Source organism: Streptomyces sp. UG1, from assembly GCF_049974585.1.
GTDB lineage: Bacteria > Actinomycetota > Actinomycetes > Streptomycetales > Streptomycetaceae > Streptomyces.
In genome coordinates, this window is record NZ_JBNGGG010000033.1 from 75,703 (window position 1) to 99,539 (window position 23,837).

The following is a 23,837-nucleotide window of genomic DNA, read 5'->3' on the forward strand; positions in this document are numbered from 1 at the left end:
CGAGTATGTTCACTACTGAAACACTGTCACCACGACTTTCCGGCCACTCTCCTGGCATATTCACAGCCGGTTCTGGCCGAAATGCGGCGGGTACACGTCAATCACGTCTTCGATGCGGGCATTACCTCGGGCGTAATCGAGCTTTCCGGCCCGGGCGGGCATCGTGGCGGTTGCCGGGTCACCGCGACCGGGATCCGGCTCCTGAGCAGCACTTACGACCTCGCTGGAGGCTGATCTCCCATGCCCGCGCACACCGATCGTTACGACAGCGCCGTCGCCCGCTACTTCGAGGCGTGGAACACCCGCGAGCCCGACGCCCTGGCCCGGGCGGTGGCCACCGCCTGGAGCCCGCGGGGCGGCTACACCGATCCCCTGGCCGACGTCCGCGGCCACGAGGGGATCGTGGCCGTCGTCTCGGCGGCGCACGCGCGCTTCCCCGGCTTCGTCTTCCGGCTCACCGGCTCGGTCGAGGGGCATCACGACACGGCGCGCTTCTCCTGGGAGCTGGTGAGCGAGGCCGACGGGTCGGCGCCGGTGGCCGGGTCCGATGTGATCACGCTGGACCCGGACGGGCGGATCACCTCCGTCCTCGGCTTTCTGGACCGGGTGCCCGCCGAGGCTTGAGCGATGAGTTCCGCGCCTCGCGGCGGTCTGTACCGGTGAAGGCAGGAGAGACCGCCGCGAGACGGAGCACATCATGACCACGAGCGCGCATGTGGACGCGCAGTTCACCGCCGTCCTGCGCAAGAGCCCGGGCAAGGGCGGCTGGACCTATGTCGTGTGGCCGCAGTCCGTCGAGTTCTTCGGCACCCGCGGACTGGTCAAGATCCGTGGGACCATCGACGGACATCCGTTCCGGAGTTCCTTCATGGCCCTCGGTGACGGCACCCACAAGCTTCCCGTGAAGGCCGATGTGCGCAGGGCCATCGGGAAGCAGGAGGGCGACTGCGTGACCGTTCGGCTGACGGAGCGGCTCAACCCTTGATCAACGCGTCGATCCGGGCCAGCTCCTCCGCGTCGAAGTCCAGGTTGCGGGCGGCCGCGACGCTGTCCTCGATCTGCTGTGCGCTGCTGGCGCCGACGAGCGCGGAGGTCACCCGGCCGCCGCGCAGGACCCAGGCGAGGGCCAGCTGGGCCAGGGTCTGACCACGGGACTTGGCGATGTCGTCGAGGGCGCGCAGCTTGCCGACGAGCTCCTCGGTGATCGCGTCGGAGTTCAGGAACGGGCTGTCGCTCGCGGCCCGCGAGCCCTCCGGGATGCCGTCGAGGTAGCGGCCGGTCAGCAGACCCTGCTCCAGCGGGGAGAAGACGATGGAGCCGACCTGGAGCTCGTCCAGGGCGTCGAGCAGGCCCTCGTCCTCGGGACGGCGGTCGAGCATCGAGTAGCGCGGCTGGTGGATGAGCAGCGGGGTGCCCAGCTCGCCCAGGATGCGGGCGGCCTCGCGGGTCTGCTCGGCCGAGTAGTTGGAGATGCCGACGTAGAGCGCCTTGCCCTGCTGCACCGCCGAGTGCAGGGCGCCCATCGTCTCCTCCAGGGGAGTGTCCGGGTCGGGGCGGTGCGAGTAGAAGATGTCGACGTAGTCCAGGCCCATCCGGTTCAGGCTCTGGTCGAGCGAGGACAGCAGGTACTTGCGCGAGCCCCACTCGCCGTACGGGCCGGGCCACATCAGATAGCCGGCCTTGGTGGAGATGATCAGCTCGTCGCGGTACGGCGCGAAGTCCGTCCGCAGCGCCTCGCCGAACGCCGTCTCGGCGGCGCCGGGCGGCGGGCCGTAGTTGTTGGCCAGGTCGAAGTGGGTGACACCGAGGTCGAAGGCGCGGCGCAGGATGGCCCGCTGTGTCTCGACCGGGCGGTCCGGACCGAAGTTGTGCCACAGTCCGAGGGACAGCGCGGGCAGCTTGAGGCCGCTGCGTCCGGTGCGCCGGTAGGGCATGTCCGCGTAGCGGTCGGGGTGTGCGGTGTACAACGCGACTCCAGAGGGGTTGGCACACGAAGGACGGCTCCGAAGAACCGGTTTCCGTTCGCCCCCACTCTGTCGCGACCTGCGCGCAGTGGTCCAACAGGTAAATCAGATGGGATTCAGCGGCTACGCTGCTCAATCATGGAACTGCGCCATCTCCAGCACTTCGTCGCGGTCGCCGAGGACCAGCACTTCACCCGGGCGGCCGAGCGCCTGCTGGTGTCCCAGTCGGGTCTGTCGGCCTCGATCCGGGCGCTGGAGCGGGAGTTGCAGACCCCGCTGTTCGTGCGCACCACCCGCCGGGTGACGCTCACCCCGGCCGGCCGCGCCCTGCTGTGCGAGGCGGAGCGGATCCTGGCGCAGGTGCGGGCCGCGCACGAGGCGGTGGCCGCGGTGCAGGGCGTACTGCGCGGGATGCTGGCGCTCGGGTCCGAGCAGTGCATCGCCGGGGTGCATGTGGCGGGGCTGCTCGCGGCCTTCCGGCGGGAGCACCCGGACGTGGAGATCTGTCTGCGCCAGGCGGGCTCGGGCGCGCTCGCGGAGGAGGTCGCGGCCGGCCGACTGGACATGGCCTTCGCCGTGCGGGCCGCGCAGGAGGACACCGACCAGTTGCGGGTCGTCCCGCTGTACGGCGAGCCGATGACCGTCCTGTGCCATCCGAGCCACCGGCTCGCGGCGGCCGGGGCGGCGGTCACCCCCGAGGAACTGGGCGGGGAGGTGTTCGTCGACTTCCACCCGGACTGGGGGCCGCGCCGCACCACCGACGCGGTCTTCGCGGCCGCGGGCGTACGGCGCAGCGTCGCGCTGGAGGTCAACGACGTGCACAGCCTCCTGGACCTGGTGGACGAGAACCTCGGCGTCGCCGTCGTACCGCGGCACTTCCGGCACAAGCGCCCGGCCCTGACCGCCCTGCCGGTGAAGGCCTCCGACGAGACCGTCTACGAGACGGTCGCCCTGCTGCCGCCCGCGCAGGCCACCAGCCCGGCGGCCCGGGCCCTGATGGCGCTGCTGGAGACGGAAGGCGAGTGACGGGCGGTTGCGCGATGGTGGAGCCATGCATGCGAAGGACATCCTCATCGACGGGTACAACCGCATCCAGGAAGAAGTCCACGCCACCGTCGAGGGCCTCGGCCCCGACGAGCTGACCGCCCGGCCCTCCCCCGACGCCAACTCCGTCGCCTGGCTGGTCTGGCATCTCACCCGGGTCCAGGACGACCACATCGCCGACGCCTTCGGCCTCGACCAGGTGTGGCTGGCGCAGGACTGGCAGCAGACCTTCGGCCTCGACCTGCCGCGCCACGACACCGGCTTCGGCCACACCCCGGCGAAGGTCGCCAAGGTGCGGGTCGACTCCGGTGACCTGCTGACCGGCTACTACGACGCCGTGCACGCCCAGAGCCTCGGCGCGCTGCGCGAGCTGGCGGCCAAGGATCTGGAGCGGATCGTGGACGAGCGCTGGGATCCACCGGTCACGCTGGGCGTACGGCTGGTCAGCGTCCTGTCCGACGATCTCCAGCACATCGGACAGGCCGCCTACGTCCGCGGGCTGCTGCCCCTGCCGTAGGGGGTGCCTTGAAAGGCTCCCTAACCCGCGGGCCGCGTCACAGCTCGGCCGCGTACCCCGGCAGGACGACGTCCTCGATGAGGGCCTTGCGCTCGTCGAACGGGATGAACGCGCTCTTCACGGCGTTCACCGTGACCGTGCGCAGGTCCTCCACGCCCCAGCCGGCCTCCTCGACCAGCAGGGACATCTCCCGGGTCATCGTCGTCCCCGACACCAGACGGTTGTCGGTGTTGAGGGTGACCCTGAAGCCCAGGTCCTTCAGCGCGGTGATCGGGTGCCCGGCTATCGAGGTGGCGGCGCCGGTCTGGAGGTTGGAGGTCGGGCACATCTCCAGCGCGATACGGCGGTCACGGACCCAGCCGGCGAGTCGGCCCAGCTTGCCGGCAGCGAGGTCGGGGATGTCGTCGGTGATGCGCACGCCGTGCCCGAGGCGCTGGGCGCCGCAGATCTGCAGGGCCTGGTGGATGCTGGACAGGCCGTCGGCCTCACCGGCGTGGATGGTGAACGGCACGCTCTCGCGCCGCAGGTGCTCGAAGGCGTCCAGGTGGTCGGCGGCGGGGAAGCCGGCCTCGGCACCGGCGATGTCGAAGCCGACGACACCGGCGTCCCGGAAGGCTACGGCCAGGTCGGCGGCCTCGCGCACCCGGTCGAACATCCGCATGCCGCACAGCAGGGTGCCGACGCGCACCGGAGTGCCGGCGGCCGCGGCCTTGGCCATACCGGCGGCAAGGCCCTCCTGGACGGTCTCGACGACCTCGGCGAGGGTCAGCCCGCCGGTGGTGTTCAGCTCGGGGGCGTAGCGCACCTCGCCGTAGACGACACCGTCGGCCGCGAGGTCGAGGACGTACTCCTCGGCGGTGCGCAGCAGGCCCTCGCGGGTCTGCATCACGGCGAGGGTGTGCTCGAAGGTGGCGATGTAGCGGACCAGGTCGCCGGAGTTCGCGGCGTCGAAGTACCAGGCGGCGAGCTCGTCCGGGTCGGTGGTGGGCAGGGTGTGGCCGACCGCCTCCGCCAGCTCCACGACGGTGGCGGGGCGCAGACCGCCGTCGAGGTGGTCGTGCAGGACGGCCTTGGGGAGGCGGCGGATCACATCTGCGTCTACGCGCGTAGCGGTCATGGTGCGGTCTTTCTTTGAGCGGGGCGAGCAGGGTGGCGGAGGGAGGATCAGCCGGCGGGCTGGAGCAGGTCCCAGCGGTTGCCGTACAGGTCCTGGAAGACGGCGACCGAGCCGTAGGGCTCGTGCCGGGGCTTCTCCAGGAAGGTCACGCCGGCGGCGAGCATCCGGGCGTGGTCGCGGGCGAAGTCGTCGGTGTGCAGGAAGAACCCGACACGCCCGCCGGTCTGGTCACCGACCCGGGCGCGCTGCGCGTCGCCCTTGGCCCGGGCCAGCAGCAGCCCGGTGCCCTGCTCGCCGGGCTGGACGACGACCCAGCGGGAGCCGTCCGGGCGCGGGGTGTCCTCGACGAGCCGGAAGCCGAGGGCTTCGGTGTAGAAGCGGATCGCCTCGTCGTAGTCGTCGACGACGAGGGCGACCAGGGCGACGTGTCTCATCGGGGGCCTTCCGGGGCAGTCGGTTGACGGGAGAGGTTATACGTAAAACTTCTCCGGCGCCAGTCATGACCGGGACCGTGGTCCGCCTGCGGCCCGAGGTGCGACGGGCGGCCGGCAGCTAGCGTTCCGGCCATGACGATCAAGGAAGCGCCACGCAGCCCCGAGCACCGCAAGCGGGACGTCCTGGACCGGCTGGAACGGGAGATCGACATCTGGGTGGCCTCGGCGGGCGCCGACGGGGTGCCGTGTCTGGTCGCGCTGTGGTTCGTCTGGGACGGCGAGGCGCTCTGGCTGGCCACCCGCCCCGGCAACCCCACGGGCCGCAACCTCCGCGCCGGCCGCCGGACCCGGCTGGCTTTCGGGGACACGCGTGACGTCGTCCTCATCGACGGCGACGTGGAGACCTACGGCAGCGACGAGGTGCCGGCCGCGGCGGCCGAGGCGTTCCATGCGAAGACCGGCTGGGACCCGCGCGGGGACTCCTCGACGTACGCCTACCACCGGGTGCGACCGCGTGCGGTGCAGGCCTGGCACGAGCAGCGCGAACTGCCAAAGCGGCACCTCATGCGGGACGGAATCTGGCTCGTCTGAACAACTTCCGTACGTTCGCCCCTTCGCGCCGCCGACGCCAACGAGGGCTTCGCGTATGTGGTGCTGAACGTGAACGGCATCAAGGTACGCGTGGCGAGGACCTGGACCACGTCCGGCAGATGCCGGCGGTCCGGCTCAACCGGTCTGTTCTCGCGCCGCGTCGAGCCGGGCCAGCTCGTCGTCCGTGAGGCGCAGGGCGCCCGCGGCCACGTTCTCGGCCAGGTGCCCGGGGTTGCCGGTGCCGGGGATGGCGAGGACGTGCGGGCCCTGGTGCAGGGTCCAGGCGAGGCGTACCTGGGCGGGGCTCGCGCCGTGCGCCCGGGCCACGGCGAGCACCTCGGCGTCGTGGGCGGCGGTCGCCCCCTGCTCCCCCGCCTCCCCGGCCACGGCGTAGAACGGCACGAAGGCGATGCCCTGTTCGCCGCACCGGCGCAGGAGTTCGTCGGCCTCGGGGTCGGGCCGGTCGAGCGCGTACCGGTTCTGCACGCACACCACGGGTGCGATGGCCCGCGCCTCGGCGAGATGCCGTGGCGCCACGGCGGAGATGCCGAGATGGCGGATCAGTCCGGCCTCGCGCAGCTCGGCCAGCGCGCCGAAGTGCTCGGCGATGGAGTCCTGCCGCATGCGGCGCAGATAGACGACGTCCAGGTGGTCGCGGCCGAGCTGGCGCAGGTTCTCCTCGACGTGGCCGCGCAGTTGGTCGGGGCGCGCCGAGGTGCCCCAGTCGCCGTGGTAGTCGCGGAAGGGGCCGACCTTGGTGGCGATGACCAGGTCGTCGGGGTAGGGCGCCAGCGCGGTGTTGATCAGTTCGTTGGCGGAGCGCAGGGCGGAGAAGTAGAAGGCGGCGGTGTCGATGTGGTTGACGCCCAGCTCGACCGCCTTGCGCAGTACGGCGATCGAGCGTGACCGCTCGCTCGGCGTCCCGTGGTGGAAGGCGGCGCTGCCCGTCAGCCGCATCGCGCCGAAGCCGACGCGGCTCACGGGCAGGTCGCCGAGCTTCCAGGTGCCCGCGGCGTCCGCGGTGATCGTTTCGGAGGTCATCGGCGGAGTCTCGCACACACGGGCGGGCGAGCCGGGGCTTCAGCAGTAGAGGTTGCCGCCGGGCGAGACGCCGAGGACGGAGCTGAACCGCTGGTAGGCGTCGACGCGGCTCTGCACCTGGGCGGGGTTCTTGCCGTCGCATTCCAGGGAGCCGTTGATGGAGCGGATGGTCTGGCCGAAGCCGGCCTGGTTGACCATGGCGTTGTGGGGGGTCATGGTGCCGGGGCCGGTCTGGGTGTTCCAGTACCACAGGCCGGTCTTCCAGGCGACGGCCGATTCGTTCTGCACCCGCCAGGGGTTGTTGAGCAGGTCGATGCCGAGGGCGTCGCCGGCGGCCTTGTAGTTGAAGTTCCAGGAGAGCTGGATGGGACCGCGGCCGTAGTAGGCGTCCTGGCCCGCGGGGCAGCCGTAGGGCTGGGTGCGGTCGCAGTAGTGGGGGTAGTTGGCGGTGTTCTGCTCGACGATGTGGACCAGGCCGCCGGTCTCGTGGTTGACGTTGGCGAGGAAGGCGGCGGCCTCCTGCTTCTTGACGGTGTCGCTGCCGGTGTTGGCGAAGCCGGGGTAGGCGCTCAGCGCGGCGGTCAGGCCGCTGTAGGTGTAGAAGGGGTTCCGGTTCGGGAACATCTGGTTGAACTGCGCCTCGCTCACCACGAATCCGGCGGCGGACGCGCTCGGGGCGGGCTGAAGGAGCAGCGCGGCGCTGCCCAGGGCGAGCGAGGAGACGAGTGCGGCGGTACGGCGCCCGTTCACAGGATCAACTCCTTTGCGGAGCACGGCCGCACCCGGACGAGGGCAGGGGAGATCAGCACCTCGTGCGCACGCACCGACGGAGTCGGTCACGGCGTGGGGGCGGCCGTGGTGGGGGGTTGTGGGGACACACTCAACCGCGTTGGTCTGTACCAGTCAAGGGTGTAGACCAGTCAACCCGCCCGACCACTGTGGGAGTCGGGAAAGCGCCGGGGTCACCGCACCGCTCGGCCCACGTACGCGGGGACGTCAGGCACCGAGGAGCTCCCGGCGCCGGCGTTCCAGGTAGGCCCTCTCCGCCGGGTTCTGCGAGAGAGCGAGGGCGGCGTCGTACGCCCGCACGGCCTCCGCGTCCCGGCCCAGGCGGCGCAGCAGGTCCGCGCGGACGGCATGGAAGACGTGGTAGCCGTCGAGTTCCAGCGCGTCCACGAGGTCGAGGGCCTGGGCGGGGCCTTCGGTCTCGGCCACGGCGACCGCCCGGTTGAGGGCCACGACCGGGCTGGGGGCGACGGCCATGAGGTGGTCGTAGAGCTGCCGGATCTGATCCCAGTCCGTGACCCGCGGGGTCGGCGCGTCGCTGTGCACGGCCTGGACGGCGGCCTGGAGTTGGTACGGCCCCGGCCTGCCCCGGCGCAGGCAGCGGCGCACGAGTGTCTGTCCCTCGGCGATCAGCTCGCGGTCCCAGCGCGCACGGTCCTGCTCCGGCAGCGGCACGAGCGCGCCGTGCTCGTCCTGCCGCGCGGGCCGGCGGGACTCGACGAGGAGCATCAGCGCGAGCAGTCCGGTGACCTCGGGCTCGTCCGGCATGAGTTCGGCCAGCAGCCGGCCGAGCCGTACGGCCTCCGCGCACAGGTCCGCCTCACCCTCGTACCCCTGATTGAAGATCAGGTAGACGACGGCCAGCACCCCCGTGAGCCGGTCCGGCAGGTCCGCGTCCCGGGGCACGCGATACGGGATCCCGGCGTTGCGGATCTTCGCCTTCGCCCGCACCAGTCGCTGGGCCATGGTCGGCTCCGGCACCAGGAAGGCTCGCGCGATCTGGGCGGTGGTGAGCCCGCCGAGCAGGCGCAGGGTGAGGGCGACCCGCGCCTGGGCGGACAGGGCCGGGTGGCAGCAGGTGAAGATGAGCCGGAGCCGTTCGTCGCGCACGGGGCCCTCCTCGGGCGGTGCGTCGGGGGCGTGCAGCAGGGCCGCCTGGGCGTGGCGTTCGTCCCGGCCGGCCTCGCGGCGCAGCCGGTCGATGGCACGGTTGCGGGCGGTGGTGATGATCCAGCCGGCCGGGCTCGGCGGCGCACCGGTCTGCGGCCAGCGCCGCAGGGCCGTGGTGAAGGCGTCCTGGACCGCTTCCTCGGCGAGGTCGATGTCGCCGAGGAAGCGGACGAGGACGGCTACCGCGCGGCCGTACTCCGCGCGGAAGACGGCCTCTACGTCCCGGACATCCGGGGCGTCCGGGGCGCCCATCAGTCGTCGGCTTCGCCCATGAACGGGCGCACCTCGATCGGCAGGGTGGTCGCCAGGGCCAGCCTGCGACCCCATTCGAGGGCCGCGTCCAGGTCGGGCGCCTTGATGAGGCTGATGCCGCCGAGCATCTCCTTGCCCTCGGCGTACGGTCCGTCGGTGACCAGGACGTCGCCGTCGCGGGGCCGCAGCACGGTGGACGACTCCGGGCCGTGCAGCCCTCCGGCGAACACCCAGGCGCCCGCCTCGCGCAGCTCCCGGTTGAGCACGTCGAGGTTCTTCTCGATCTCGCCGAGGACTTCCGGGGCGGGCGGTTCCCCGACCGGCTGCATAACGTTGAGCAGGTAGTACTTCATGTCGGCCTCCTCGGGCCTCGTGGTGGTCTTCACCTCCTACACGAACGGCCCGGCCCCGGATCGACACCCGTACGCGGTGCGCCTGAAGAATTTTTCGGAGACCTCCTCCGTTTACATCGTCATGAACCCGTCGACCTCTACACATAAGGACGAAATAAGCGCAGAATGACCGTAGGCGCGCTTACCGCATACCGCACCAGACGCGGTCAGGCCTGCGAGTCAAAGGAGACGAGTCATGGCCAACGTGCAGCCCACCAGAGGTGACATAACCGCCCACCCCGATGTATCCGAAATGCGGGACCGCTACGCCCGCATGCTCGGCGGTCGTGATGTGACGCTGCTGGACGGACCGGTGTTCCTGCTCGGTCTGTACTGTGCGGTGTCCCCCTGGATACTCCACTACACGACGAGCCAGCCCCCGCTCGTGACCCACAACCTGGTCGTGGGGATCGCGATCGGGCTGCTGGCCCTCGGATTCACCCGGGCTCCGGAACGCATGTACGGCCTGAGCTGGGCCTGCTCCGCGATCGGTGTCTGGATGATCATCGCGCCATGGGTCGTCGGGGACAGCCCGGACGCGGGCGTCATCGTGAACAACGTCATCATCGGCGCACTGGCCGTGATCCTGGGCCTGATGTGCGCCGGAGCGGCGGCGAGGAGCACCTCGAGGCCGTAGCGGCGACCGGACAGGTACGCACGAAGGCCGGTCCGCACCATCCGCGGACCGGCCTTTCCCCTGCCCACACCTCGGCGGGCCCGCTCAGCGGGCCGGCATGAGCCACGGTTCCTGAGGCAGCACATGGCCGGTCTCCAGGAGCGACTTGAGGTTGGACAGCACCGCGGGCCACCCGGACGACACGTCGGCACGCGCGCTCTCGTCCGCCAGGTCCTCGTGGGTCACGGTGAGCCGGACGATCTCGGCGTGCTGCCGGATGTCGAAGGTGACCCGGGAGTACTTGTCCTCCTGCCCCTCCTCGTCCGGCGCCACCCAGGTGGTGACCAGACGGGTGGGGCGCTCGCTCTCCACGACGGTGCCGACCACGTCGGCGATGCCCGAGCCGTCCGTACGGACGTGTTCCCAGCGGGAGCCGGGCCGCCAGTCCGAGACGTTGCCGTGGCCCCAGTAGGCGGCGGCCAGGTCGGCGTCGGTGAGGGCGTCCCAGACCTTCTCGGGGGTGCTCTCGATGTAGGTGACGTAGACGAATGCGGGCTTGTCGGTCATGGCTTCCTCGGCTCGTCGTCTCACGGCCCCCAGCACACGCAGGCGCGGGTGCTCGAACTTGTCGATCCACCGCTCCTGGATCTCGTGGAGCGGGACCGGATTGAGGTAGTGCAGCTTCTCCCGCCCCCGCCGCACCGTGCTGACCAGGTTGGCGGCCTCCAGGACCCCCAGATGCTGGGTCACCGACTGGCGCGCCATGTCGATACGCGCACACAGCTCCCCCAGCGTCTGCCCGTTGTCCTCGTGCAGCCGGTCCAGGAGCCGTCTGCGCGTCTGGTCGGCCAGCGCCTTGAAGACCTTGTCCATCGCGGGGTCGCCACTGTCGGATCGCACACTCAACGTTATGCAGGTAATTACCTGCATGTCAATGACTGGCGGCGTCAGGTCAGGAACACCTCCAGCTCACGACGGTGCTCAGCCGTCCACGCGTAGGCGTCACGCACCTCGTCCACGGCTCCACGGTCCCGCAGCCCCACCATGGCCGGCTCGCCCCGCGCGGCACCGGCCTCGATGCCCCGTCGGCAGCGGTCCTGCCACCACAGGATCGCGTCGACGATCCCGTCGCCGCCGTACGGCCCGTACGCGTCGCAGATGAGCGCGATCCGCCGCGCCGTCTCGGCCACCTGGGTGACGCCGGGCCCGAGATCCAGGTACTGCCAGCACACATGGGCGAGGTCATGGATGCGCTCGCCGGGCGCGGCGAGGTCCCAGTCGACGAGGGCGGTCGGCCACCAGTCGGCGCCCTCCACCGTGTACACCGTGTTCTTGGGCGCGAGGTCGTTGTGGCACACGACGTCCCGGTCGCCGGCCAGCGGTGTTCCGTGCGTCATGTCGTGGACGGCGCGGACGAGTTGGGCCACCCGCACGAGCGCCGCGTCCGTGTCCGCCGCGGCCCGCTCCCGAGGAGTGACGGCCGCCCGGCCCTCCAGGTACCCCAACACCTCCCGGCCCTGCTCGTCCGTCCCGATGTAGCGCGGAGCGCCCTCCCATCCCCGTGACTCGAAGAGCGCGAGCAACTGCCGCACATACTCCGGCCGTTCGGACGGTCTGCGGCGCACGGTCGTCCCGACCCGCACCACCTGACTGACGGCTCCACCGCCGAGTACCTGCCCGGCCATCCACACCTCCACTGATCGACGGGCACCAAAACCACTCGCCAAGCATGCCCGTACCCGGGCACGCTGCCCGCATGGATCAGCCGGAGGTACTGCTCATCGGAGGACGGGCCGGGGTCGGCAAGACGACGGTCGGCTGGGAGGTCTCGGCACAGCTGCGGGCCGCGCGGGTCGCGCACGCGGTGATCGACGGCGACTTCATGGGCGCCGTCCACCCGGCGCCGCCCGGCGATGCGCACCGGGCCGACATCACGGCGCGGAACCTGGCCGCCGTGTGGGGGAACTACGCCGGGCTCGGATACCGGCGCCTCGTCTACACGAACACCGCGAGCGTGCTCGACGCGTCCGCGCCCGTCTTCCGCGGGGCCATGGGGGACGGCGTACGGCTGGTGCGGGTTCTGCTGACCGCCACCGACGCGACGGCCGAACGGCGGCTCACCGGGCGCGAGCTCGGCTCCGAGTTGGAGCACGAGGTGCGCAACAGTGCGCGCAAGGCGCGTCTCCTCGACGAACACGCGCCCGCCGACGGCCGCGCGTGGTGACCGACGGCCGTGCCGTGATCGACATCGCCGCGGAGGTCGTAGCCGCCACCGGGTGGGTCGTGGACGGCTCCGCGCCGGCGACCGGCCCCGCGCCGGCCGCCGGTTGAAGCGGAACGGACTGTCCCTCTCTCCGCGGGGAACCCGAACTACTGCGGGGACAGGAGAAAGAGGGTCCAAATGGAGATCTCGGGCATCATCAGTGCCATCGTGATCGGCATCATCATCGGTGTGCTCGGACGACTCGTGGTGCCGGGCCGTCAGCGCATCGGCGTCCTGTGGACGATCCTCGTCGGCATCGCGGCCGCGCTGCTCGGCTCCGCGATCGCGGCCGGCTTCGACGTCGCGGACACCGACGGCGTCGACTGGGTCGAGTGGCTCATCCAGATCGGCCTCGCCGCGCTGGGCGTCGCCGCACTGGACCGGGCGAAGGCACGCCGCTGACGATCAGGTGAGCGTCCCGGCGGCCCGCATCGCGGCGAGGCCGTCGCGGGACGTCGGGTGGACGGGCGTCCAGCCCGGTTCCCGTTCCGCCTTGGCGGTGGAGACGCGCAGCGTCGTGGACATCACCGTGTGCGCGTACGGCATGAGCCGCGTCAGCCACAGCGGTACGGTCATCGGCTTCGGCAGCCCGAACTCCTCGGCCACGCGGCGCACATGCGCCCCGAACCCCAGCGGAGCCCGGTCGGCGATGTTGTACGCCTGGCCGGGGCGCCCGCGTTCGACGGCGGCGGCCACCGCTCGGGCCGCGTCGGTGAGCTCGACCCAGGGCAGGGCGCGGCCGTGGTCGGCGGGGACGGGCAGTTGCCGCTTGCGCAGCATCGGCAGGAGGGCGTCGGTGCCGCCCGGGCCGTAGAACAGACCGAAGCGCAGTGCGACGCCCTCCAGACCCGGGGTGCCGAAGGTGAGCTGCTCCTTGACGCGCATCGCCGCGATGTGCGCCTCCAGCTCCGGGGAGCGGCCGCGCGGGCCGAAGTGGTCGTCCTCGGTGATCACTTGGTCGCCGTGGTCTCCGTAGCCGTATCCGAAGACCATCGACTCCGCCACGAGGCGCCGGGCGCCGGTGGCCTGCGCGGCCTCGATCAGGTGGGCGGTTCCGTCGGTGCGCAGCGCGTTGGTGGCGTGCATGTCGCGATGGCGCATGGGCGGCTTGCGCAGGGCGGTCGCGGCGTGGATCACGGTGTCGAAGCGGTGGCCGTCGACGGCGCGCAGGAGGGCGTCGCGGTCCATCAGGTCGGCCTGGATGTCGTTGCGCGGGCCACGGCCGAGGCCGGTGACCTGGTGGCCCGCCTCGGTCAGAGCGCGCGCGATGTGCCGGCCGAGGACACCGCCGGCACCCGCGAGGAGGACGGTCCGGCTCCGGCCGCTGTCGTCTGTGTGGTTCGTCGTCATGCAGGTGCGACGAACGGACCGGCCCCGGATGTGACATCTCGGCCGCACCGGCTCGGGTCACCGTGCAGCGAGCGGCCCCTCGTACCAGGTCACGGCCCGCACGGTGCGCCGCGAGGTACTTCTCATCCAGCTCGGCACGCGTCCGCCCCTTGCGGCTGGTCGCGTCCACGGGGAGTCCTCGGCCATCAACGCTCCCCCGGTCTCGCCGTGTGCCTACGGCGTGTACACGTAAGGCGTGGTCGTGGTCAGCGGTTCGAAGCCGAGTCGTTCGAGGATGGGACGGCTCGTGCTCATGGCGTCGACCTGGAGATACCGGTAGCCACGCGCCACGGCGGCCCGGGCGCGGTGGGCGACCAGCGCACGGTAGATGCCCCGGCCGCGCCAGCCCTCGACGGTCCCGCCGCCCCACAGCCCGGCGAACCGCGTGCCCGGCACCAGCTCCATCCGGGCAGCACTGACCGGAGTGTCACCGGCCAGGGCGACGACCGCGACCACGGTGTCCGCGTCGGCCGTGAGCTGGGCGAGCAAGTGGTGCCGGAGCCGGGAGCCGTCGGCGCCGAAGGCCCTTTCGTGCACCTCGGCGACGAGGTCGACGCCGGCCCGGTCGGTCACGGGGACGACGCGGACGCCGTCCGGTGGCTCGGCGTCCAGGTTCAGGTCGGCGGCCTCGCCGATCATCAGCGTCTCCTCCGGCTCGGGCGCGAAGCCCGCGTCCCTGAGCCGCCGTCCGAGGTCCACGGGGAGGTCGTGGCCGTAGAGCTTCCACTCGAACGTGAGCCCCAGTCCGGAGAAGTGGGCGATCTGTTCGGTGATCGCGGCGTCGGCGCTCGCCTCGTCCAGGCCGGACCACACGACGCCGTTCCAGCCGTGCGCGGACGACACCTGGCGGACGACCCGGCCCACCCGCTCGACCCGCGTGTCGGGGCCGTCCGGCCGCGCGCCTTCACGTAGATCCCGGTCGAAGAGGGCGAGCACCCCGGCATGATCCATGGGGTCACTCCAGCACCGCGCCGCCGCCGCAGCAAGCCCTTTACGACCCGGCCGCCCCTTCCCGGCCAGTGAGGGCGTGCGTCGGCGACCATGGGATGCGCACCGAGAATCGCGCCGCCGGGAGGGCCGTACACCATGGTCGTGAAGGACACCGAACTGCCACACCTGCGCCGCTGCGTCGCGCTCGCGGCCGAGGCGCTTCAGGCCGGGGACGAGCCGTTCGGCTCGGTTCTGGTGGGGGCGGACGGCGAGGTGCTCGCCGAGGACCACAACCGGGTGGCCTCCGGCGACCGCACCCGGCACCCCGAGTTCGAGCTGGCACGCTGGTCCGCCGCCCATATGTCGCCCGAGGAGCGGGCCGCCGCGACGGTGTACACCTCGGGCGAGCACTGCCCGATGTGCGCGGCCGCGCACGCGTGGGTGGGCCTGGGACGCATCGTGTACGTCGCCTCGTCGGAGCAACTGGGCGGCTGGCTGTCCGAGTTGGGCGTGCCCGCGCCACCGGTACGGACCCTGGCGATCCAGGAGGTGGCGCCGGGCGTGACCGTGGAGGGCCCGGTGCCCGAGCTGACGGAGGACGTCCGCGCACTGCACTTCCGCTTCCACCGGCAGCCGGGCTGACGGGCCACGTCCGGCACCGCTCGACAGCCTGGGAACGGCGGCCCGGGACCTCGCTAGCCCAGCTCCAGCGTGGCCACGCCGAAGACGCGCTCCTGCGCGTACGGCCGCACCGGGCCCGTGTACATGCGGGCGGTCTCGAAGGACGGCGTGAAGCCGGCCGCCTCGGCGAGGGCGACGCCCGCCGGGTTGTTCTCGGGCACGTCGACGGCCACCTCGCGGCCGGCCGCCTCGGCGGTCAGGGCGGTGAAGACCGCCCGCGCGTCCTCCGGGGTGTCCGCGAAGAGCGGGCCGATGCGCGGGCAGTCGTGGCCGGGGCGGATCACGCCGTAGCCGGTGACGCGATGGCCGGTGCGGCGGACGACGGCCCGGTGACCGGGGCCGGTGAGCCAGTGCGCGAGGAAGCGGGGGCGGTCGGCCGGCGTGCAGGCGCCGTCGTAGGCGATGACGTCCTCGACGTCCTCGGGGCGAAGGGCCCGCACGTCCGCCGGGGCGGGAGCGGCGGGCGCGGTTCCGGTGTACCGGAAGGTGCGGTGGGCGAACTCGAAGCCGGAGCGGCGGTAGTTGTCCTGCTGGGCGACGACTCCGTCGAGGCCCACCGTGCGGCTCTGCGCGTGCGCCAGCGCGGTCTTCCAGGTGGTGAGGCCGTAACCGCGGCCGCGCAGGTCGGGGCGGACCAGGTACCAGCCCAGGAACGCGTAGTCGGAGCCGTAGTTGACGACCGAGATCGCCGAGACGGGCTCGCCGTCGATCCGGCCGAGGAAGAAGCCCTCGGGGTCCTGGGCGAAGAAGGCCGCGCTGTCCGCGAGTCCCGGGTTCCAGCCCTCGTCGACGGCCCATCCCCGGACGACCGGCCAGTCGTCGAGGCCGGCCTGCGTGATGACGAGGTCTTCGGGGGCCGATGCGGCCATGAATGCGCTCCGTTCCGTCCGGGGGTGCGCGCGGGTGATCCACCGCGCTCGCAGCATCCTCGCGGATCACGCGGGAGGGCGTCACGGCATGATCAAGCCGTTGCCCCACCCCGCGGGTGATTCGCCGGACGGATGTTCACACGACTCCGTACCGCGTCGTACGACAGTCGTACGACAAAGGCCCCACCGCCCAAGTCCTGCCCGGTGGGGCCTGCCGTACCGCTTTGCGCGACGCGTGTCAGCGCACCGCCTCGGGGCGGAAGCGGCGGTACAGGACGGCACCGCCCAGGACGAGAGCGGTGGCGCCCGCCACGGTGGGGAGGGCCTGGTCCACGCCGGTGTGGGCGAGGGCGGCCCTGGGTGCGTTCGGCATGGGCGCGGGCGGCGCCGGTCGCGGGTGCCGGGCTCGCGGTGTGGACGGCTTCGGAGCGGGCCGCGTGGTGGCGGGGGGCTGCTTGCCGGGGCCGTTCACCGACTCGTTGCCGATCGCCGCGTTGCCGACGCCGACCACGTTCACGCTGTTGCCGCTGACGTTCACCGGGAGGTGCACCGGGAGCTGCACGACATTGCCGGAAGCGACGCCCGGCGAATCCTTTCCGCTGCCCTCGGCCGACGCCCCGCCGTGCGACGCGCCGCCCGGCTCGGCCTCGCCGCCCTCGTTGGCGCAGTCGTTGCCCACGGCGGGGTTCAGCAGCCCCACCACGTTCACGGTGTTCCCGCACACGTTCACCGGGACGTGCACCGGGAGCTGAACGGTGTTGCCGGACAGCACGCCGGGTGAGTCGACCGCGGCACCGTCCGCCGCGGAGTCGGCATACGCCGGCATCGTCACGGCCATCGCGCCCGAGGCGGCGGCAATGGCGATCACACCGTTTCGGGTAACCCGTCTCATAGGTTCCCTGCCTTCCAGACATGGTCGCGGGCACTCGCCCGCATCGGATAAAACGCAGGTGAACCATTCGAGTTATGGCTTATCGGCCTTTCACCCCATCGAGTGGCACGCTTGTCGAACTAGTGGCAAAAACGCCCGATACGAACGCAAAGGGCGCAGGGTACGGCCACTTCGGCGGTCCCGCACGTCCGGAGGCGTGCCTTCCGGGCCCCGCCTATCGTGATCGAGGACGCCGATTCCCGGTCCGCGACGGGCGTCCTGGAGGCATCCATGCTGGCCAAGCTGTCAACGCAGCCCATGCTGCGGCGCTGCGCGGTCACCGGCGCGGCCGGTCTCGCCGTGCTCGGCACGGCCCTGCCGACCGGCCCGGACAGCCCGGAGCCCGACCTGACCCGCTTCTACGGGCAGAAGATCAGCTGGGCCAAGTGCCCGGGCGAAGGCCTGCCGAAGGATCTCCAGTGCGGCAAGGTCACCGTCCCCCTCGACTACGCCCATCCTCGCGCCGGCACCCTCGACCTGGCGCTCGCCCGCTACCGGGCCACCGGCGACAGGCGGGGCTCGGTGCTGCTGAACTTCGGCGGGCCGGGCGTCCCCGGCGTCCCCGAGTTCATGACCGGCGCCAAGGACTTCATGGAGCTGACGGACAACTACGACATCATCACCTTCGATCCGCGCGGCGTCGGCAGGTCCTCCCCGGTGAGCTGCGGGGACGGACAGGAGAACATCGAGATACCGGACGACGGCACGGAGCTCGGCCGGGATCCGCAGTCCGTCCTGAAGCAGTTGCGCAAGGCCGCCGACACCTGCGCCCGCCACTCCGGCCCCGTGCTGCCCCACATAGGCACCGTCAACGCCTCGCGCGACATGGACGTGATGCGCCAGGCCCTCGGCGACGACAAGCTCAACTACCTGGGTTTCTCGTACGGAACGCGGCTGGGCGCGGTGTACGCCGCCCAGTTCCCCGAGAAGGTCGGCCGGTTGGTGCTCGACGGCGTGGACACCCTGACCGAGCCGCTCACCGAGCAGGGCGTGGCGGGCGCGCGGGGACAGCAGAAGGCGCTGGACGAGTTCATCGGCTGGTGCGTGAAGGACATCGCCTGTCCGTTCGGGCAGGACGTCCGCGAGGCCCGCAAGCAGGTGGTACGGCTCGTCGACTCGCTGGACGCGGACCCCGTGCCGTCGGCCTTCGGCGAGCCCTTCACCGGACAGGACCTGGTCGGCGCCCTGGGACAGGCGCTCTACAGCGAGGAGTTGTGGCCGTCCCTGGAGCGCGCCCTGGCCTCGCTGGTGGAGGACGGCGACACGCATGCCATCGAGACCTTCACGGGCGGCGGGGCCGCGCCCGCCCGCCGCGAGGAGACCGACGCCCCGCACGACGGCGCCCTCGTGGACGAGGAGGACGTCCCCCTCGACAACATGCCCGCCGCGCTGATGGCGATCAACTGCGCGGACGACCCCGACCGCCCCACCGGCCGGCAGATCATCGGCGGCCTCGACCGGCTGCGCGCCGAGTACGACCGGGCGTCGCCGGTCTTCGGTCCGTACCGGCTCAGCGGGGTGCTGATGTGCTACGGCCGCCCCAGGGGCACGGACTTCATACGCGACGAGGTCAAGGACGTGGCCACGCCGAAGATGCTTCTCGTGGGCACCCGCGGCGACCCGGCGACGCCGTACCGCTGGACCGTGGAGACGGCCAGGCGCCTCGGCTCCTCCGCCGTGGTCCTGGACAACAAGGGCAGCGGGCACACCGGGTACTCCTCCTCCAAGTGCGTGCACGGCAAGGTGGACAGCTTCCTGCTGTACGGCACGCTGCCGCCCGACGGCAGTTCCTGCGGGCCGGAGGACGACGAAAGGTAGGGGCGGGCCGCAGTGATGGGATTGCCCCTAATGCCCGATCGGCGAATCGGTCCTATCGTGCTGTTATGGAGCACGCACTCAGTCCCACGACCCTCACCGAGCTGCGGCGCCCGCGCCCCTATCCGGCCGTGTCCGTGCTGACGCCGACGCATCGCCGGGAGCCCTATCGGACCCAGGACCATGTCCGGCTGCGCAATGTCGTGGCCGAGGCCAAGAAGCAGTTGGAGGCCGATCCGTCGGTCACCCGCGAGCGCCGGACGGACGTCGAGCGCCAGCTCGACCAGGCGCTCGCCGAGGTCGATCTCACCTACGCCGAGGACGGCCTGGTGATCTTCGCGGCCCCCGGTGAGCACCAGGTGTGGTCGCTCGCCCGCACGGTGCCCGAGCGCGTGGTGCTCTCGGACACCTTCCTGACCCGCCACCTGGTCTCCGCGCAGGCCGCCGAGCGGCCCTACTGGGTCCTGTCGGTCTCCGCGGACCGCGTCGCCCTGTGGAACGGCACCCTCGACCGCATCGCCGAGGCCCGCACGGGCGGCTTCCCGCTGACCCGGCGCACGGAGAACTTCGACGCCGAGCGCCGCGAGCAGATCGGCGACACGCCGAGCACGTTCCGCGACGAGGACACCCGGCACTTCCTCAAGGACGCCGACTCGGCCATGAGCGCGGTCCTGCGGCGCGATCCGCGGCCGCTCTACGTCACCGGCGAACAGGCGGCGCTGTCCCTGCTGGACGAGATCGGCGGCGCCACCAGGATCGCGGTGCACATCCCGCACGGCGGGCTCGCGCACGGCACGCACGAGGCGGTGTGGCAGGCCGTCCGGCCGCGGATCACCGCCGAGATCCGCGAGAACACCGAAGCCGTCATGCGTGAACTCGAATCCGCCCATGGCCGCAAGGCCTTCGCGGCCGGCCTCGACGAGCTGTGGCGCAGCGCCCGCGAGGGCCGTGTACGGCTGCTGGCCGTCGAGGAGAACTACCGGGCGACCGTACGCGGCGAGGAAGGCGGCCATCTGATCCCGGCGGCGAGCGGCGACGTCGACGCCCGCGAGGACATCGTGGACGAGATCGTCGAGCAGTGCCTGGAGACCGGCGCCGAGGTGCGCTTCGTGCCGGACGGCACGCTGAGCGACGCCAAGGGGATGGCGGGAGTGCTGCGGTACTGACGCCGGGGCGTCGAGGAGGAGACACCGCGGCGGCACGCCGCCTCCTCCTCACACGCCGCCGAACAGCGCGCTCAGCCCCCGCTCCACGACCGCCTCCAGATCCTCCTCACCGGCCGCGACCACGGCGTACGTCCGCAGCAGGAAGCGGTTGAGGACGGAGGTGTCGAACTGGAGCAGGGCCATGCCGTGGGGCGAGTGCAGCTCCACGACCGTCCGCTCCTGACCGCACGGCCAGATGTGCACGTCCCCGTCGCCCGCCGGGCCGCGCAGCCCCGCCTCCAGCAGTGCGCGCGCGAAGGTCCAGGTGGCGCCCTGTCCGTCGAGCGAGACGTCGTTCGGAAAGTCGAAGTACACCGCCAGCGGGTCCGTCGAGGAGTACCGCAGCGTGGCCGGTACCGGGATCTCCCGCTCCTCGCCGGTGATGAGACGGGCGCGGGCGGGCTGCTCGAGGGCGATGTCCATGGGCGGTCTCCCCTGCGGGTCGGCGGTCGGACGGTTTTGCCGCTGTGCTTTTACGACTCCGCAGGTGCCCTTCGCATTACACCGACGTGCACGTCAATTTTGTGAGCTGCATCACCCCCGATCGATGCAACCGAACGATCGAGGGCCACCGCCGCGCCACCCTTAGAACACGCGGCCGTCGAACATGCACATGAGGGCCGTTCGATCGCCTCGAAGTGCCATCAAATCCCGTATGCCGTCTACGACTTGATCCCCTCGGTCACGTACACCATTCGCGCGACGCGACTGACCGAAGAGGACTCTGGCATATGCCATACGCACCATCGCGGCGGGTGTTGCCAAATCCCTTACAGGGCGTCGCGGGCTGTGCAACAGTCGTAACGGTCCTTCCGTCAGCCTTGGTCGTACCGTCCCCGCCTCGGAGTGCGTCATGCCGCCCCATGTCTCTGCGGACCACCCCGCCGCCCAGCCGCCCGGGCGCGGCTCGGTCGATGCGCTCATATCGCAGACGCGACGGCTCAGGGGCGATGTCGACGCCGTGCGGCGGGACACCGCGAGCGACGGTTCGGATCCGCGGGAGCGGTGGCAGCGGGCGCTGTGCGACCTCGCGCTGCACCAGCTCAACGACCTCGACGAGCACCTCGGGCAACTGCGCGAGGGGCCGCCCGCCACCACGTCGGCGCCCGCGCCCCCGAGCGGATCACTGCTCAGCCGGGTCGGCACCGCGGAGTGGAACCTGCTGACGGACAAGGCCGGTTGGTCCGGCGAGCTCTACCAGATCCTGGGACGCGACCCCGCGACGGCGCCGCTCAGCCTCGACGAACTGCCGTCCGTGGTGCTCGAAGAGGACCGGCCGAAGCTGACGGCGATGGTCACCGGCTGCCTGGTCGACGCCAAGCCCATCGACGGGGAGTTCCGGATCGTACGGCCGGACGGCGAGGCCCGGACCGTGCACATGATGGGCGAACCCGTGCTCGACGCCGACGGAAGCACCGCCTCGATGTGGGCCGTGCTGCGGGACGTCAGCGAACTGCGCCGAAGCCAACGCGCCGTGAGTGAGACCCGTGACTCGCTCCAGCGCCACCGGCACCTGGCACAGACCGAGCACCGGCTCGCGGTCGAGTTGCAGGAGGCCGTGCTGCCGCCGTGGCGCGGCTCCCTGCGACTCCCGCACCAAGGCCCGAGGACGCTGGACCTGGCGGCCCACCGCCTGCGGTCGTCGACGAGCGCACTGATCGGCGGCGACTGGTACGACGCGCTCGAACTGGCCGATGGCGAGACGCTGTTGAGCGTGGGCGACCTCACCGGCCACGGAGTCGCCGCGGCATCCGGCATGGCGACCCTGCTGGGCGCCGTACGCGGCATGGCGATGGCCGGCACCCAGCCGGGGCAACTGATGTCCTGGCTGAACCAGTTGCTCGACGCCACCGTCCAGCCCGCCCTCGGCAGCGCCGTGTGCTGCCGCTACCGCCCCGACACCCGCACCCTGGCCTGGGCGCAGGCCGGACACCCCGCCCCGCTGCTGTTCCGCGACGGGACGGGGCGCAGGCTGAACGCGCCGGAGGGCGTCCTGCTCGGTGCCACCTCGAGTGCCGAGTACGCCCAGGCCGAGGAGACCCTCGAAGTGGGCGACCTGCTGGTGCTGCACACCGACGGACTGGTGCCGGGGCACGGCGGAGCGGACTCCGAGAGCCCCCTCCTGGGCCTGGGCCCCCGCCTCGGCGAGGCAGGCACGGCACAGGACTGTGTGCGGCTGGTCGTGGACGAGTTCGGTGAGAGTGAGCGCGCGGACGGCGACGCCTGCGTGCTCGTGGCCAGGGTGATGTCCTAGGTGATGGCCCAGGGGAAATGGTGATGGCCTAGGGGAAATGCCCCCTATGCCGGTGCGCTGTCGCCGCCGGGCCGCTTCGCCTTGGGCAGCGCCAACCGGATCTCCTCCCGCAGTTCATGGATCTTCGGGTAGCTGGAGTACTCGGCGGTGAGCCGGTGCATCTGGCGCAGCCGGTCCCAGGTGCGGCCGGACGAGTTCTGCCCCATCGACACCAGGGCCAGCCGGGCGAAACTGTCCGCCTGTTCGGGGTCGTCGGCGATGAAGCAGGCGGAGGCCATGGACAGGAAGTCGAAGATCTTCGACCGTTCCTGCGCGTCGACGCGCAGCGCCAGGGCCCGCTCCGCGTAGTGCTGGGCGTGCACGGCCGCGCCCGGCTCGAACTCCGCCAGTGTGCGGTAGGACAGGGCTTGCATGCCGTACAGGTCCGCCTCGTTGAACAGTTGCATCCAGCTCGGCGGCGGCACGTCGCCCTTGTCGGAGACGAACAGGTCCTCCGCCTGTCCGAGGGTGCGGCGCATGGCCTGGCTCTTGCCCTGGGAGGCCTGTGCCCAGGCCTCGATGGTGTGGAACATGGCCCGGGTGCGCGGCAGCACCTCGTCGCCGGAGCCGGACTGGGCGAGTTTCATGAGGTCGAGTGCGTCGTCGGGCCGGCCGAGGTGCACCATCTGGCGAGCCGCTCGGGAGAGCGCCTCCCCGGCGCGGGGCCGGTCGCCGCCCTCCCGGGCCGCGTGGGCGGCGATGACGAAGTACTTCTGGGCCGTGGGCTCCAGGCCGACGTCGTGCGACATCCAGCCCGCGAGGACGGCGAGGTTGGCGGCGACGCCCCACAGGCGCCGCTGGAGATGTTCGGGGTGATGGTAGGCGAGCATGCCGCCCACCTCGTTGAGCTGGCCCACGACCGCCTTGCGCTGCAGCCCGCCGCCGCGGGCCGCGTCCCAGGCCCGGAACACCTCTACCGAGCGCTCCAGTTCCTCGATCTCCTGCGACCCGATGGGAGCGGCCTCGTAGCGGTCGAACCCGGCCGGGTCGGCGTGCAGGGGGTCGTCGAACTGGGGGGCGTCGGCCTTGAGGGCCGGGTCGGTGTGCAGCCAGTCGTGCATGGCGCTGGTGAGTGCGGATCCCGCGGCGAGCGCGGCACCCGCGCCCACCAAGCCGCGTCGGTTGAGCATGAGGTCCATTCCCGTGAATTCGGTGAGGACCGCAGCCGTCCGCTCGGGCGCCCACGGCACACCGTCGGGATGCTCCACACTCCCGCCGTCCTGCCGTTTCCCCGCACGCCCGTGCCGGACCAGACCGAGGTCCTCGATGGTCACGACACGGCCGAGACGCTCGGTGAACAGGGCCACCAGCACCCGCGGCACCGGATCGCGCGGGATCTCTCCCATGTCGATCCACCGCCGCACCCGCGAGGTGTCGGTCGCCAGCTGGGGGTGGCCCATGGCCGCCGCCTGCCGGTTGACCAGCCTCGCGAGCTCGCCCTTGGACCAGCCGGCCAGGCCGAACAGGTCCGCCAGGCGGGTGTTGGGTTCTCCGCTCACTTCAAGCCCCCAGGTTCTCGGCTGAGTTGACAGTAGCC

26 protein-coding genes and 1 pseudogene are annotated in these 23,837 nt (G+C 71.5%); 12 read left to right on the forward strand and 15 right to left on the reverse strand.

Annotation, left to right across the window (positions count from 1 at the left end; all coding sequences use genetic code 11):
- Positions 1-240: 240 nt before the first annotated feature.
- Entirely contained in the window at positions 241-624 is a 384-nt protein-coding gene (locus ACP4J3_RS32680) for a nuclear transport factor 2 family protein (protein ID WP_426539786.1), read from the forward strand.
- Between the two features lie 73 nt (positions 625-697).
- Complete coding sequence (locus tag ACP4J3_RS32685) at positions 698-985, forward strand: DUF1905 domain-containing protein (RefSeq protein WP_426539787.1); 288 nt, start codon at positions 698-700, stop codon at positions 983-985.
- Here the strand turns inward: ACP4J3_RS32685 and mgrA are convergent.
- Entirely contained in the window at positions 975-1,967 is a 993-nt protein-coding gene (gene mgrA / locus ACP4J3_RS32690; RefSeq protein WP_426539788.1) for an L-glyceraldehyde 3-phosphate reductase, read from the reverse strand. The two genes, ACP4J3_RS32685 and mgrA, sit on opposite strands and share 11 nt — an antisense overlap.
- 135 nt (positions 1,968-2,102) lie before the next feature.
- Between mgrA and ACP4J3_RS32695 the strand changes: the two genes are divergently transcribed.
- Together ACP4J3_RS32695 and ACP4J3_RS32700 are read left to right on the forward strand one after the other, a co-directional pair.
- Positions 2,103-2,990 (forward strand): LysR substrate-binding domain-containing protein, encoded by an 888-nt coding sequence (locus ACP4J3_RS32695; protein WP_426539789.1) that lies wholly within the window; start codon positions 2,103-2,105, stop codon positions 2,988-2,990.
- 25 nt (positions 2,991-3,015) lie between these two features.
- Positions 3,016-3,525, forward strand: coding sequence for a mycothiol transferase (locus ACP4J3_RS32700; protein WP_426539790.1), 510 nt, complete (start codon positions 3,016-3,018; stop codon positions 3,523-3,525).
- Between the two features lie 37 nt (positions 3,526-3,562).
- Here the strand turns inward: ACP4J3_RS32700 and ACP4J3_RS32705 are convergent, their stop codons facing one another.
- Together ACP4J3_RS32705 and ACP4J3_RS32710 are read right to left on the reverse strand one after the other, a co-directional pair.
- The gene (locus ACP4J3_RS32705; RefSeq protein ID WP_426539792.1) at positions 3,563-4,642 is read right to left on the reverse strand and encodes an adenosine deaminase; all 1,080 of its coding nucleotides are present in this window, start codon (positions 4,640-4,642) and stop codon (positions 3,563-3,565) included.
- 47 nt (positions 4,643-4,689) lie between these two features.
- Positions 4,690-5,076 (reverse strand): VOC family protein, encoded by a 387-nt coding sequence (locus ACP4J3_RS32710; RefSeq protein ID WP_426539793.1) that lies wholly within the window; start codon positions 5,074-5,076, stop codon positions 4,690-4,692.
- A 132-nt stretch (positions 5,077-5,208) separates the two neighbouring features.
- Between ACP4J3_RS32710 and ACP4J3_RS32715 the strand changes: the two genes are divergently transcribed.
- Positions 5,209-5,667, forward strand: coding sequence for a pyridoxamine 5'-phosphate oxidase family protein (locus ACP4J3_RS32715; RefSeq protein ID WP_426539794.1), 459 nt, complete (start codon positions 5,209-5,211; stop codon positions 5,665-5,667).
- Positions 5,668-5,802: 135 nt separating this feature from the next.
- Here ACP4J3_RS32715 and ACP4J3_RS32720 read toward each other — a convergent pair whose 3' ends face one another.
- The 4 genes from ACP4J3_RS32720 to ACP4J3_RS32735 form a co-directional block, all read right to left on the reverse strand.
- Positions 5,803-6,708: an aldo/keto reductase gene (locus ACP4J3_RS32720; protein WP_426539796.1), complete on the reverse strand. Its 906-nt coding sequence runs from the start codon at positions 6,706-6,708 to the stop codon at positions 5,803-5,805.
- A 39-nt stretch (positions 6,709-6,747) separates the two neighbouring features.
- On the reverse strand, positions 6,748-7,458 hold the full coding sequence (locus tag ACP4J3_RS32725) for a chitinase (protein WP_426539798.1): 711 nt from the start codon (positions 7,456-7,458) through the stop codon (positions 6,748-6,750).
- A 246-nt stretch (positions 7,459-7,704) separates the two neighbouring features.
- Positions 7,705-8,916 carry an RNA polymerase sigma factor gene (locus tag ACP4J3_RS32730; protein WP_426539799.1) on the reverse strand — a complete coding sequence of 404 codons (1,212 nt, stop codon included), beginning with the start codon at positions 8,914-8,916 and terminating at the stop codon, positions 7,705-7,707.
- Positions 8,916-9,269, reverse strand: a complete 354-nt coding sequence (locus tag ACP4J3_RS32735; protein WP_426539861.1) for a YciI family protein — start codon at positions 9,267-9,269, stop codon at positions 8,916-8,918. Before ACP4J3_RS32735 ends, ACP4J3_RS32730 begins: the two co-directional genes overlap by 1 nt.
- 235 nt (positions 9,270-9,504) lie before the next feature.
- On the opposite strand from ACP4J3_RS32735, the gene ACP4J3_RS32740 reads away from it, so the two are divergent.
- Positions 9,505-9,945, forward strand: coding sequence for an SPW repeat protein (locus ACP4J3_RS32740; protein WP_426539800.1), 441 nt, complete (start codon positions 9,505-9,507; stop codon positions 9,943-9,945).
- 84 nt (positions 9,946-10,029) lie between these two features.
- On the opposite strand, the gene ACP4J3_RS32745 is transcribed toward ACP4J3_RS32740, so the two are convergent.
- Positions 10,030-10,797: an ArsR/SmtB family transcription factor gene (locus tag ACP4J3_RS32745; RefSeq protein WP_426539862.1), complete on the reverse strand. Its 768-nt coding sequence runs from the start codon at positions 10,795-10,797 to the stop codon at positions 10,030-10,032.
- Between the two features lie 74 nt (positions 10,798-10,871).
- Positions 10,872-11,609: a phosphotransferase family protein gene (locus ACP4J3_RS32750; protein WP_426539801.1), complete on the reverse strand. Its 738-nt coding sequence runs from the start codon at positions 11,607-11,609 to the stop codon at positions 10,872-10,874.
- Positions 11,610-11,680: 71 nt separating this feature from the next.
- Between ACP4J3_RS32750 and ACP4J3_RS32755 the strand changes: the two are divergent.
- A pseudogene (locus tag ACP4J3_RS32755) lies at positions 11,681-12,255 on the forward strand (hypothetical protein).
- A gap of 70 nt (positions 12,256-12,325) precedes the next feature.
- Entirely contained in the window at positions 12,326-12,589 is a 264-nt protein-coding gene (locus ACP4J3_RS32760) for a GlsB/YeaQ/YmgE family stress response membrane protein (RefSeq protein WP_426539803.1), read from the forward strand.
- A gap of 3 nt (positions 12,590-12,592) precedes the next feature.
- Here ACP4J3_RS32760 and ACP4J3_RS32765 read toward each other — a convergent pair whose 3' ends face one another.
- Positions 12,593-13,537, reverse strand: a complete 945-nt coding sequence (locus ACP4J3_RS32765) for an NAD-dependent epimerase/dehydratase family protein (RefSeq protein ID WP_426539805.1) — start codon at positions 13,535-13,537, stop codon at positions 12,593-12,595.
- Positions 13,538-13,750: 213 nt separating this feature from the next.
- On the reverse strand, positions 13,751-14,527 hold the full coding sequence (locus ACP4J3_RS32770; RefSeq protein WP_426539806.1) for a GNAT family N-acetyltransferase: 777 nt from the start codon (positions 14,525-14,527) through the stop codon (positions 13,751-13,753).
- Between the two features lie 135 nt (positions 14,528-14,662).
- On the opposite strand from ACP4J3_RS32770, the gene ACP4J3_RS32775 reads away from it, so the two are divergent.
- Positions 14,663-15,148 (forward strand): nucleoside deaminase, encoded by a 486-nt coding sequence (locus ACP4J3_RS32775; RefSeq protein ID WP_426539807.1) that lies wholly within the window; start codon positions 14,663-14,665, stop codon positions 15,146-15,148.
- 53 nt (positions 15,149-15,201) lie between these two features.
- Here ACP4J3_RS32775 and ACP4J3_RS32780 read toward each other — a convergent pair whose 3' ends face one another.
- Together ACP4J3_RS32780 and ACP4J3_RS32785 are read right to left on the reverse strand one after the other, a co-directional pair.
- Positions 15,202-16,056, reverse strand: coding sequence for a GNAT family N-acetyltransferase (locus tag ACP4J3_RS32780; RefSeq protein ID WP_426539809.1), 855 nt, complete (start codon positions 16,054-16,056; stop codon positions 15,202-15,204).
- A gap of 238 nt (positions 16,057-16,294) precedes the next feature.
- On the reverse strand, positions 16,295-16,948 hold the full coding sequence (locus tag ACP4J3_RS32785; RefSeq protein ID WP_426539811.1) for a chaplin: 654 nt from the start codon (positions 16,946-16,948) through the stop codon (positions 16,295-16,297).
- A gap of 270 nt (positions 16,949-17,218) precedes the next feature.
- On the opposite strand from ACP4J3_RS32785, the gene ACP4J3_RS32790 reads away from it, so the two are divergent.
- Together ACP4J3_RS32790 and ACP4J3_RS32795 are read left to right on the forward strand one after the other, a co-directional pair.
- Positions 17,219-18,805, forward strand: a complete 1,587-nt coding sequence (locus ACP4J3_RS32790) for an alpha/beta hydrolase (protein WP_426539812.1) — start codon at positions 17,219-17,221, stop codon at positions 18,803-18,805.
- A 65-nt stretch (positions 18,806-18,870) separates the two neighbouring features.
- Positions 18,871-19,968, forward strand: a complete 1,098-nt coding sequence (locus ACP4J3_RS32795) for a chemotaxis protein (protein ID WP_426539813.1) — start codon at positions 18,871-18,873, stop codon at positions 19,966-19,968.
- A 48-nt stretch (positions 19,969-20,016) separates the two neighbouring features.
- Here the strand turns inward: ACP4J3_RS32795 and ACP4J3_RS32800 are convergent, their stop codons facing one another.
- The gene (locus ACP4J3_RS32800) at positions 20,017-20,430 is read right to left on the reverse strand and encodes an SsgA family sporulation/cell division regulator (RefSeq protein ID WP_426539814.1); all 414 of its coding nucleotides are present in this window, start codon (positions 20,428-20,430) and stop codon (positions 20,017-20,019) included.
- A gap of 430 nt (positions 20,431-20,860) precedes the next feature.
- Between ACP4J3_RS32800 and ACP4J3_RS32805 the strand changes: the two genes are divergently transcribed.
- Positions 20,861-22,261 (forward strand): PP2C family protein-serine/threonine phosphatase, encoded by a 1,401-nt coding sequence (locus tag ACP4J3_RS32805; protein WP_426539815.1) that lies wholly within the window; start codon positions 20,861-20,863, stop codon positions 22,259-22,261.
- A 44-nt stretch (positions 22,262-22,305) separates the two neighbouring features.
- Here the strand turns inward: ACP4J3_RS32805 and ACP4J3_RS32810 are convergent, their stop codons facing one another.
- Positions 22,306-23,799, reverse strand: coding sequence for a hypothetical protein (locus ACP4J3_RS32810; RefSeq protein WP_426539816.1), 1,494 nt, complete (start codon positions 23,797-23,799; stop codon positions 22,306-22,308).
- Positions 23,800-23,837: the final 38 nt, after the last annotated feature.